General features: G+C 55.7%; 10 protein-coding genes. 8 read left to right on the top strand and 2 right to left on the bottom strand.

Features of this window, described 5'->3' with window-relative positions; genetic code table 11:
• On the top strand, positions 1–373 hold a 373-nt coding region (locus tag R3280_RS07765; protein WP_318998020.1), incomplete at its 5' end, for an ATP-binding cassette domain-containing protein.
• A gap of 4 nt (positions 374–377) precedes the next feature.
• On the opposite strand, the gene R3280_RS07760 is transcribed toward R3280_RS07765, so the two are convergent.
• Positions 378–1337: a glycosyltransferase gene (locus R3280_RS07760; RefSeq protein ID WP_318998019.1), complete on the bottom strand. Its 960-nt coding sequence runs from the start codon at positions 1335–1337 to the stop codon at positions 378–380.
• A 176-nt stretch (positions 1338–1513) separates the two neighbouring features.
• Here R3280_RS07760 and R3280_RS07755 point away from each other — a divergent pair, with 176 nt between their 5' ends.
• On the top strand, positions 1514–2476 hold the full coding sequence (locus R3280_RS07755) for a polysaccharide pyruvyl transferase family protein (RefSeq protein WP_318998018.1): 963 nt from the start codon (positions 1514–1516) through the stop codon (positions 2474–2476).
• Positions 2477–2487: 11 nt separating this feature from the next.
• Here the strand turns inward: R3280_RS07755 and R3280_RS07750 are convergent, their stop codons facing one another.
• Positions 2488–3351, bottom strand: coding sequence for a hypothetical protein (locus R3280_RS07750; protein ID WP_318998017.1), 864 nt, complete (start codon positions 3349–3351; stop codon positions 2488–2490).
• A gap of 265 nt (positions 3352–3616) precedes the next feature.
• Here R3280_RS07750 and asnB point away from each other — a divergent pair, with 265 nt between their 5' ends.
• From asnB to R3280_RS07720, 6 genes are all read left to right on the top strand, one after another.
• On the top strand, positions 3617–5536 hold the full coding sequence (gene asnB, locus R3280_RS07745) for an asparagine synthase (glutamine-hydrolyzing) (RefSeq protein WP_318998016.1): 1920 nt from the start codon (positions 3617–3619) through the stop codon (positions 5534–5536).
• Positions 5533–6609 carry a GNAT family N-acetyltransferase gene (locus tag R3280_RS07740; protein ID WP_318998015.1) on the top strand — a complete coding sequence of 359 codons (1077 nt, stop codon included), beginning with the start codon at positions 5533–5535 and terminating at the stop codon, positions 6607–6609. The genes asnB and R3280_RS07740 overlap by 4 nt, the downstream gene beginning before the upstream one ends.
• Positions 6579–7469, top strand: coding sequence for a glycosyltransferase (locus R3280_RS07735; RefSeq protein ID WP_318998014.1), 891 nt, complete (start codon positions 6579–6581; stop codon positions 7467–7469). Before R3280_RS07740 ends, R3280_RS07735 begins: the two co-directional genes overlap by 31 nt.
• Positions 7470–7539: 70 nt before the next feature.
• Entirely contained in the window at positions 7540–8406 is an 867-nt protein-coding gene (locus R3280_RS07730) for a glycosyltransferase family 2 protein (RefSeq protein ID WP_318998022.1), read from the top strand.
• A 22-nt stretch (positions 8407–8428) separates the two neighbouring features.
• Positions 8429–9559, top strand: coding sequence for a GNAT family N-acetyltransferase (locus R3280_RS07725; RefSeq protein ID WP_318998013.1), 1131 nt, complete (start codon positions 8429–8431; stop codon positions 9557–9559).
• Positions 9560–9681: 122 nt separating this feature from the next.
• The gene (locus R3280_RS07720) at positions 9682–11226 is read left to right on the top strand and encodes an exosortase/archaeosortase family protein (RefSeq protein WP_318998012.1); all 1545 of its coding nucleotides are present in this window, start codon (positions 9682–9684) and stop codon (positions 11224–11226) included.
• Positions 11227–11264: the final 38 nt, after the last annotated feature.

Below are 11264 nucleotides of genomic sequence, written 5' to 3'. Positions count from 1 at the left end.
GCTTCCGGATGGCTACGACACCGAGGTGGGTGAGCGAGGCGTGAGGCTTTCCGGCGGCCAGCGCCAGAGAATCGGTATTGCCAGGGCCGTCTACTACGATCCCGACGTGATCATCATGGACGAGGCTACCAGCGCGCTGGATAACATCACCGAGCGGGCCGTTATGGATGCGGTGGATAATCTTTCTCGCTCCAAGACGATTATCATGATCGCCCACCGTCTTTCAACAGTTCAGAACTGCGACGTTATCTACCTGATGCAGAACGGCCAGGTGGCGGATAAGGGCACCTTCTCTGAGCTACTTGAGTCGTCCGAGGCGTTCAGGGAGATGAACGGTGTACAGTCACAGGATTCCGACCAGATAGTGCAGTAGATCTTTAATAGGCAAGCCTTGAGGCAACGGATTGCGGAAAAAATACGGCAACGCTGTTTTTCGGGGGAACATGTCTTAGTACATGATGCGAGTGTTTAATAGCACTTCTTCTGAAGCTCTTTAATTCCCCCAGCTCCAGGGCAATCCTCAGCGCATTGAGATAAAACATACCAATGTGTTTGCGAACCGTTTCTTTTGCTCCAGGATCGATATCGGGACTCTTCGAAAACCACTCAGCGAGGTGACGAAAGGTTTCAAAATAACCTCGAACGTTTTTCATCGAGTGGCCACTTGTCATTATGGAATTGCTGCGCATGCGCCGTTTAAAAAATGAGCGCTCGATAAATCCGTGTCTGAGTGAAAGATTCATGACCTGAAGGGTGAATGCTTCGTCTTCATGAATGATGCCTTCGATAAACCGGATTTTATTGTCTTCAAGCAAACTTCGTCTAATCAGGTAAAGCCAGACGGGGCTGCGGTACTGTTTGGACTGCATCAGGTACTGGTAAAAATTACCATGGTCAGGCGAAACTGATCTGAGATAATTATTTCCTGTAAACCTACAGACGGCATAATCCCTGTCATTAAATGGCAGCGCGTTGAAGTGAACCAGGTCCAGCTCATCATCCAGCGCCAAGTGCACGGTTGATTCCAGCATTTCCGGCTCTATGAGGTCATCAGAGTCGAAAAAGTAGACGAAATCACCCTGGGCTAGCCCAAGGCCCCGGTTTCTGGTGCTCGCGAGCCCCTTATTGGTCTGATCGTAAACGACAAACCTTGAGTCATCAGCGACAGCCTCAGAAATCAAGGCCAACGTATTGTCAGTGGAGCCATCGTTGATAACGATTGCCTCAAAATCGTTAAACGTCTGGGCCTTCAGGCTATTTATACACTCCGTAATATACGCCTGTACGTTATAGGCTGGAATGATTACCGAGACCTTTGGTCTATGCTTGCTCTGCACTGGATCGTCTCTTCTAAATAGCTTTTAAGACAAAAGTTTACGGCTTTGCAAGCCGCCGGTATAGTTCATCTTCAACGTCGAGTACCGCATCAAGGCGGGCCTTGGCACCGGGAGCCAGCGGCTTACAGCAGGCTGAGCTTCAAGTTGAAGTTTATCATTCTGCATGGACGCTTCTAATGCTTGACGAATTACGATTGGAAATTGATCGAGTCATCCTGCCGCTTCTGGAAGGCCGTAGGGCAGTCGCAATTTTTGATTTTCCCAATTACGCTAACGTGGGTGATAGTGCGATTTGGCTCGGGCAGAGAGCCTTCCTGAGAGCCCATGGCTTTCATGTCTGCCATGTAGATGACTGTTACCTGGGTGGCAGAGGGTATCCTGAGTTACCGGAGGACGCAGCTATTCTGATTAATGGCGGCGGAAACTTCGGTGATTTGTATATACATCATCAAAAGCTCCGTGAGTCCCTGATACTTCAGTATCCCAGGAATCGTATAATCCAGCTTCCGCAATCCATTCATTTTCAGTCGGAAGTGGAGGAAAATCGTTGTGCAAATTTTCTTAAGAAGCATGGCGACTTCCACCTGATTGTGAGGGACAAGCTCAGTTTTGAAATTGCGGAGCGAATCCATGCAGGCCCGGTTTACCTGTGTCCTGATATGGCCCTTTATTTGGGTAGGCTTCGCCGACCGGTCGAGCCTCAATTCAGGGTTGTAGGGCTGCTTAGAAAAGATCGTGAGCAAATTTACGAACATGCAGAAGCGGCGACACGGGATCTTTTCTGTGACTGGCTGGTTGAGCGCCGGGCTATTGGCTGGTTTGTAGGCCTGAACTTGCGTGCCGATCGTAAGGTTTTTGGTCGACGTAGTTTGCTCCCAAGAAAGTTAGTTTTGGACTGGGCCGCGAGGGCCAGGTTGAAGAGGGGATGCAGGCTTCTCTCCTCCGGCCGGGCTGTGGTCACGGATCGCCTTCATGCTCACATACTCTGCACTTTGATGGATATTCCCCATGTTGTTCTGGACAACTCCTATGGGAAAATCAGAAATTTCAGGGCAGCCTGGAATACCGGCGAAAGCGGCCTTTGCAAGGCTGCGACGTCTTTTGATGATGCTTTGGCGTTGGCAAAACAGACTCTTTGAATCAAAAGTGATCAAGCGTGTGGGTGAAAATAGCGGTCGATATACTGCTTGTATTGCCACCTAAGCTTCCTGGTGGCCTTGTCCCAGAACAATTGGCGAAAGACTCTGAAACCGACTACGAACGGATTCTTCTCGCGAACTTTTCTTAGATTTCTCGCGCCCTGCCGGTCAATCGTGATGTTTTGCTCTCTTTTGACGGTTTCAAACATAGCCCGGCGCTGCTCGTCAGACTGCAAACGGCGGATCTCACGAATTCCACCCTTGGTGCTTTCTTTAGGATTTGTGCAGCGAATACAGTCAAAGATAGCGACTTTGTCGTCGATCCCCTCGTTAATATGGTGCATTAGACACCAATCGATTCCATACCCTACAAGTCGCGGGTCATAAACCTTGTTGAACTCCTTTAGGATATTGATCTCTACCATTGGACAGGTGACCTCAACGTAATTGGTGTAACGAAGTCGGCAGAGCGCATCCTCTTCTGTCACTTTGAGGCTAACTCTTCCCAGGCGGTTAAAGGCAGGTTGAGACACCCAAAGGCCCAACTTTGTGTGAAACCTGAAGAGTCTATTAATTTGTCTGGGAGGGAGTGCAATATCGTCATCAGTAACCCAAACGGCAAGATATTGATCAAAAATTTCGGGCCAAGTATCCATCGCAAACTTGAGGTTCTGCCATTTGCTACCCTTGCGGCGGTTAAAATACTCGGGGGAAGTTTTCGATACACCGCTCCCGTCGGAGTATTGAGTTAACCAAACGTCATAGTTTCGTCGACCCGCAAACCAAGTGTCTGCTTTCGAATAATCGCCTACCGAAGAGAAGACGAGAAAGGGTCTTGGGCTTCCGGCCCTGTTTCTGATGAGACTTTCGTCCATGCACTACTCCAAAAGAGGGGTATGCTGCTCTTCGCAGAAATGAACATTTCAACGTTCGATTTCAGATTAGCAGTTTGGTTCAGAAAGCTTCAATCCTGCAGAAAGCAGTCATGGCAATCCCACGAAAGCCCAGAATTCTTCTGCTTTTGGCGGCGCTTCAGAAAGTGTGTAGCCTTGCGGGTTTTCCGATAAACTTTCGACGTGTGCACGAGCTCTAGGGCATCCATTCTTGGAGAGTGGTCTTTAGTAACAGGGAGAGTCCAATTTGTGTGGTTTTACGGGCTACGTTGGTGTCGGCTTCAAGGGTAAATCGACTGAGAGCACAGAGCACGCAATGTCTTCGGCGCTACGACATCGTGGCCCAGACGCCGAAGGTTTCTGGCGCGATCCGGAAACCCACCTCTCCCTCATTCATCGTCGTCTCGCCATACAGGATCTTTCGCCCTTGGGTGCCCAGCCCATGGAATCCGCCTCGGGTCGCTACGTGGTTGCCTTTAACGGCGAGATCTACAACTTTCTGGATCTGAAGTCGGAGCTTGAGAAAGGAGGTCTGGCTTTTCGCGGCCATTCCGATACGGAAGTCATGCTCGGTGCTTTTGAACGATGGGGAGTCGAGGCGTCGCTCACGCGTTTTGCAGGAATGTTTGCGTTCGCGGTGGTGGACCGAGAGACTTCCCGCCTTTACCTTGCTCGGGACCGCATGGGTGAAAAACCCCTGTACGTAGGCTGGCAGGGGCAGACCCTGCTCTTTGGCTCCGAGCTGAAGGCTTTGGCCTGCCATCCGGATTGGGTGGGGGCGATTGACGAAGAGGCGCTTCCGCTCTATCTGCGACACAATTTTATACCGGCACCCCACACCATATACCGGGGCATCCGCAAGCTTGAGCCTGCAAGCTATCTGGTTTTTGACCTGGCCGGCCTGATGCCCGGAGAGCTGCCGGAGCCGGTCCGCTACTGGCGGGCGGAGGACCACTTTGAAGATAACCTCATCTGGACACCGGAAACGGCTGCCGACCGACTTGAGGAGCTTCTTGGCGAGGTAGTGAACGAGCAGATGATATCGGATGTGCCACTGGGGGCTTTTCTTTCAGGCGGTATCGATTCCTCTACCGTCGTAGCCCTGATGCAGAAGCACGCCACCCGTCCGGTCAAGACGTTCAGCATCGGTTTTGATGAGGAGGGCTATAACGAGGCCATCCACGCTGCAGCCGTAGCCCGGCACCTCAAAACCGACCATACCGAGCTCTACGTCAAACCTCAGGACGCCCTGGATCTCATCCCGCGCATGCCCGCGGTCTACGATGAGCCTTTTGCCGATTCCTCCCAGCTGCCCACCTATCTGGTCAGTCGGATGACGCGAGAACACGTGACCGTTGCCCTGTCCGGTGATGGCGGCGATGAGTTGTTCTGCGGCTATACCCGTTACTTCCACATGCTTCGCCAGTGGCAGAGCAGGGCGTCCGCCAAGGCGCGGCTCAGAAGCGCAGCGGCAGCGCTTCCCCCATCCCTGGTGGCGCCGATGATTCGCGCGCTGGTGCCCGGCCAGCGTCATCGCTCTCTGGCTGGCGTCCGGTACCGGCTGGAAGAAGAGCGGGTCCGCGGAGCGACGGCGAGCCTGTCGGAGTTCTATCGCCAGCAGGTTTCGCTGGTGGCCCGGCCGGAAGCCCTGTTAAGGCAAAGCGGTGAACCGGAATACAGTCTGAGTACACCACTGCCAGACCAAATTCCGGAGGCTACACTCAAGACACTGGTCTGGCGTGATCTCAACTGGTACCTGCCGGACGATATTCTGGTCAAGGTGGACCGTGCCGCCATGGCCAACAGTCTGGAGACGCGGGTACCCATGCTGGACCACCGGGTGGTGGAATTCGCGCTGGGTCTGCCAACTGCGCTGAACGTCTCCGGCGGGCAGGGCAAGCAGGTACTCAGAGACGTGCTGCACCGGCATGTGCCCCGCCAACTGGTGGAGCGCCCGAAACAGGGGTTCGCCGTTCCTGTTGCCTCATGGCTGCGCGGCGACCTGCGTGACTGGGCCGAGGCGCTGCTGGCGCCCGACCGGTTGCGGGACCAGGGGTACTGGCAGGCGGATAGGGTGCGCTGGCTCTGGCAGGAGCATCTTGCCGGGCGGGAGGATTTCAGTTCCCAGTTGTGGGGGGTGTTGATGTTTCAGGCGTGGCTTGAATGAAACAGGTGGACTGGCACCCGAAGTACCGTGAGGGCATTCTCCGTTTGCTGGGCGATGTTCCGTTCAAACCGGCCATCTGGGAATGGCAGTTTGAGCAGAATCCCTTCGGAAAGCCATTCACGCCGGTAATTTTTGTTGACGATAATGACCGGGTGGTGGGCTTCAACGGTGTCATGCCGATCCTTGCCACTGATCGGGGCAAACCTCTGGATGCCCTCTGGAGCTGCGATTTTTACATCGCCCCGGATTGGCGAGGAAAAAAACTGGGAACCCACATCAAGGCGGCGTTGCATCAGCAGGCCAATCAGGTAATGGCGTTCGGAGTCAGCGACAAGGCCTGTGACGTCCTGACTCACTTGGGCTGGAAGCGCTATGAGGATATCCATACCTACCGCTTGATCCGCAAGCGTGGCTCCATGAGAAACTGGGCGTTTACCGGTCTTCAGGTTCTCAACCGCCTTCTGGGAGTCACTGAAAAAGTGTCGGGTCACTTTACCCTCGAAGTTCAGAGCCATTTGCCTGCGGCGCAACTGGTCGACGAACTCTGGGATCGCTCTGCCTCGGGCTATGGCAAGGTGGTAACCCGCAATCATGCGTATCTGGACTGGAAATACCAGCGTCATCCACTGGCCCGTTATGCCTTTGTTCGCGCCTGGCGGGGTGAAACGCTTGCCGGGGTTCTGGTGGTTCGCTACCACGGCGGCCAGTTGCGTATTGTGGATTATTGCGGCCCGGCTCGGGATCAGCTTCTCAAGAGATCCCTGATCAGAGCCTGTCGCAAGCACTGGCGCCATGCGGACCAGATTACCGCGGTCACCTCCGACCGGGAATTGGGCACCTGCCTGCTGCAGGAGGGCTTTTTCCGGCCCCGGTCCCAGCCGAGATTCTTTATTTACACAGGCGATTGCTCATGTTTGCCCAGCGACGCCGGGTGGTTTGTGATGGCGGGGGATTCCGATGGCGAGCTGCTGGCCGCCAGCGCAGACGCTTGTGAAGGCAGGCGGCCGTTTTCCACGTCTGTTGAGAATGGAGGCGAGCCAGGATGGCTCAGACCAGACCGCGAGTCAGCATAATCACACCCACGTTCAATCGCGCGGACTTTATCGGTACGGCCGTCGACAGCGTGCTGGCCCAGACGTTTAGTGATTTCGAACTGCTCATTGTCGATGACGGCTCAACCGATGACACGGTATCCGTTCTCGAACCCTACCTGGCTGACCGCCGCGTGCGTTATTTTAACCAGCCGAACCAGGGCCAGAGCGTGGCGCGGAACCGAGGGCTCGCTGAAGCCGACGGGGAACTGGTGTGCTTCCTCGACTCGGACGACGCCTGGCTGCCGGACAAACTCGAGCAGCAGGTGGCGCTCATGGACAGGCATCCGGACGTGGATATTGTTCACGGCGACGAGATCGACATTGATGAACACGGCCGGGAAGTTTCACGAAAGAATATGCCCCGTTTCTCCGGCATGATTGCCCGCGAGCTGCTGGCGGACAACAGCGTCAGCATAAACACTGTAATGGTTAGGAAGCGTTGCTTCGAGGAAATGGGCGGGTTCAGTGAAAGCCGCAGGGTGGCCGATGACTACGATATCTGGCTCCGGTTTTCCGCGCGCTACCGGTTTCTTTACGTGTCGGCTTTTTTTGGCTTTTACCGGGTGATGTCCAACCAGATTTCCAGCGACAAACGGGCACGTTTCGAATCCAACGAACGCATCGTGCTGGATTTTGTGCGGGATTTTCCGGCCGCGCTCTCCAGCCGCGACAGGCGGTGGGGACTGAGCCGATTTTATTGCCGTAAAGCACGCTATTACGCCCGGGCTGGTGATAAGCTCGTGGCCTGGAGCGCGATTGGCCGGGCGTTACGCTATCGTCCGGCCGATCCGGTCGTGTGGCGCAGTCTGTTTCGGGTGATCAGGCCCGGCCGGACCTGAAATGGCTTCATTGGAACCGTCGTAAAGGGAGTGGATTTTGAACGACAGGGAGAGAGCTGACACTAGCCCGATGATCAGTGTGGTTACGCCGACCTATAATCGGGCCGATTTTCTTCCGGAGGCGGTCAGGAGTGTGCTCGATCAGACCTTTCCGGATTTCGAGCTGCTGATCGTCGATGACGGTTCGACGGACAACACCCGCGAGGTGCTTGCGCCTTTTCTTGAGGACCCCCGCGTCCACTATCAATACCAGGCCAACCAGGGCCAGAGCATGGCCCGCAACCACGCTCTAAGCCGCGCCCGTGGCCGCTTTATCTGTTTTCTCGATTCCGACAATGCCTGGCTCCCTGATAAGTTAGAGAAACAAATGGCGGCCTTTGAGCAACACCCCGATGTGGACGTGGTGTACGGCGATATTATCACTATCGACGAAGGGGGCCGCGAACTGAGCCGTGAAAACATGCGGCGTTACTCGGGGCACATTGCCGCGCAGATGCTCAGGGACAATTGCGTCAGTATGAATACCGCGATGGCAAGACGCCGCTGCTTTGACGAGATGGGAGGCATGAGTGGTACCCGCCGGGTCGCGGACGACTACGATCTGTGGCTGCGCTTCTCTGCCCGATACCGGTTTCTCTACCTGCCCGAGTTCTTCGCGAAGTACCGGGTGATGGCGGACCAGATCTCCAGCGACAAGCGCCGCCGTTTCGACACCAACGAGCAGATCATCCATGACTTCCTGAGAGATTACCCTGAGGCTGTCACCAGGCTTGAGACCCGGCGTGGACTGGCGTCGTTCTACAGCCGTAAGGCTCGGCATTATGCCTTGAACGGCGACCGGGCGACGTCGTGGAATTCTTTTTCACGTGGATTGCGGTATGGGGCCGCGAACACCACCGTCTGGCGTGCCCTGGTGCGCGTCATTCGCCCCCGCTGATGCTTTTCTCCAGGCTGTGACCATGGCGATCACCGTCCAGCGCTTCAGCGAAGTCCAGTTCCGGGCCATGGGCGATGCCTGGCAGGCCTGCCTGGCAGAGTCGGACGCCAATCGGCTTTTCATGAGTTGGCCGTGGCTTTATTCCTGGTGGGAAACCTGGTCACAGATTCTGGGCCTGGACCTGTATCTGCTGGGAGCGTTTGACGAACGCAATATCCTGGTTGGCATCGCGCCGCTCTATCGGCGCAGGAGCTATATGCCGGTGGGGCTGCGGATAGACCGGCTCCAGATCATTGGCAACGCCTGGCGTGTGTCTCCCACGGTGCGCACAGAGTATTGCGGCCTGATATTCCACCGGGACCGGGCGGACGACATACGCCGCGCCCTGTTGCAGCACCTGGCGCAGAGTGGCTGGGACGAGCTGGTTCTTTGCGATGTCTCTCCCGAGGAAGTTGAGGCCAATCGAAGGGTCATCGGCGATGCAGCCGGACCTGTTACCTGTATTCGGCGGGTGACTGACGAGGGGGTGTCCATCGACACGACCGGCGTATTCGGGGATTGGCTGAAAACTCTTGGCAAGCACACTCGACTGAAAGTGTTCAATCGCCGGCAGTACCTCAGCGGTAAAAGTGATATCCAGTTTGTGGAGGCGAAGACAAGCGACTTTGGGCGCTTCTTTGACCTGCTCAACCACTTCCACGTCTACCGCTGGGGAAAACCGGCCTTCGACCGGGAGGCAGTGCTTTTTCACAACCGGCTTCTTCGGCGGCTGTCGCCGGGCATGCGGGCAGCCTGCACGTTCCTTATGGTTGATGGTAGGGAAGTCTCAGTGCTTTATGACATATTCGCAGGCGGCGTGCGCTATAACCTGCAGTCCGGATTTCAGGAGGACCTGGATCCGAAGGTCTCGCTCGGCCGGCTCCACCTTGGGTTTGCGATTGAGCAGGCCTTTCTCGATGAAACATGCGCTCATTACGACCTGCTGGCCGGTCGTGGCAAGCATTCTGATTACAAGCGGCATTTTGCTGGTCGTATCAACGAATTTGTAACCGCCGAGCTGGTTCGCAGCCCGCATTTACGCTTGCTGTATCGGGAGCAGGAGAGACTTCCCGCAGGCTGGCGGCGCACGATCAACCGAGCGTTTCGGCTTTAAGGTGTCACCTGCTATCATCTCGTGGCCGGTACGAGTATTCCGTAGAGGCTTAATCGCAACCGGCTGATCCGGTTCTGATTTCCACTGGACGGTGACGTTCGGATTAATGAGAGAGTCTGTGCATGGATAGCCAAACCCTTCGGGGCTCCGTCCGGCCGGCGTTGTCGCTGCTGGTTGCTTACGCGGTACTTCTGACCGCTATATTTCCCACGGCTTTGGGCATAGCCCAGCGGTGGGTGAAACTTGATGAATCCTACTCCCACGGGTTTCTTCTGCTCGCGGTTTCGCTCGGTCTCATCATTCAAAGCTGGCGACGCTTGCCACCCACACTGGGTTTCTATCCCCTGTGGCTGGTTCCATTTTTGGCGGCGCTCTTGGGCTACGCCCTGGGTGCCATGCTGCGTATTCAGGCGCTGCAGCAGTTGGTCCTGGTGCCGCTGCTGCTGGGCCTGCTGGCGGTGTTTCTCGGTTGGCATCAGGTTCGGCGCTTCATTATTCCCGTTGGCATTCTCTTTTTTGCCATTCCCGTATGGGATTTCATTTCCTGGCCCCTGCAACTGATCACAGTCGAGGTCAATCGCCTCCTGCTGGGTTTGTTCGGCATCGAGTTCCGGGTCGATGGGGTATTTGTCTATCTACTCGGAGTGGGCGCCTTTGAGATCGCCCATGGCTGCTCGGGCCTGCGCTATCTGTTGGTGGGCCAACTGCTTGCCGTACTCTATGGCTATCTGAATCTGCACCGGGTTGCGTCACGCCTGGTGCTTTATGGTCTCGCCGTGGGCTTTGCGTTGCTGGCGAACTGGATCAGGGTCTTCGTGATCATCTACATGGGTTACGAAACCAACATGCAGAGCAGCCTTATTTCCGACCACGATACTTTTGGCTGGTGGGTGTTCGCCGGCACTCTGGTTCCCCTGTTTTTGCTCGCTCGTTGGTTGGAGAACTCCCGGTTTGAAAAGGCACATCGGCGAATGGAGCAGGCGTCAGAAAAAAAACCCCGTGACAATGGCCAGCCCGTTTATGCTCTGATCAGCACCGCGCTGATCATGGGACTGATGACATTGTCATTGCCCGGCGCTGGCGGTTCCGTGACTGATCAGGCGGTCCAGTACTCTATGAAGATCGACCGGGAACGTTACTCTCCCATGTTTCAGGCGAGCCTCGAAGGCTGGCAGCCCTCGGTAAAGCACCCGGACAGAATCTACGAGCAGGCGTTTTTTAACCACCAGGAGGTGAGGGCGGGAGGGCAGCCGTCCGAAAAAATCTTTGTGGGCGTCTACAGCTACGATTACCAGCGCCCGAGAGCGGAGGTTATCCAGTACTCCAACCGCCTGTACGACAACAGCGAGTGGCTGCTGGACCGGTTTTTCGATATCGAAACGCTGGATGACAAGGCGTTCAAGGGCGCAGAGCTTCGCCATCGCGTCACCGATACGAGCATTTACCTTGCCTTTGGCTATTACGTGGAAGGGTTCTGGGAAACAGACGAGCTCCAGGCAAAGCTCGCTCAGATCAAAGGGGCCTTCAATCGGCGGACCGACGGCTCCATGATGGTTTTCGCTCTGTCCTGCGACGATTGTGCCGGAGAAGCTGCTGTCGCCGACTTGGCAAGGCAGCTCTCTCCGGAGGTGGCGCGTGTGATTGATCAGACCCAGACGGCCAACTAGCGGAACCCAACGAACGCGCCTCGCCAATCGGATGAACC

This window comes from Marinobacter sp. (genome assembly GCF_033722195.1).
In the GTDB taxonomy this organism is placed as follows: Bacteria; Pseudomonadota; Gammaproteobacteria; order Pseudomonadales; family Oleiphilaceae; genus Marinobacter.
This window is presented reverse-complemented; position numbering and strand designations above follow the sequence as displayed.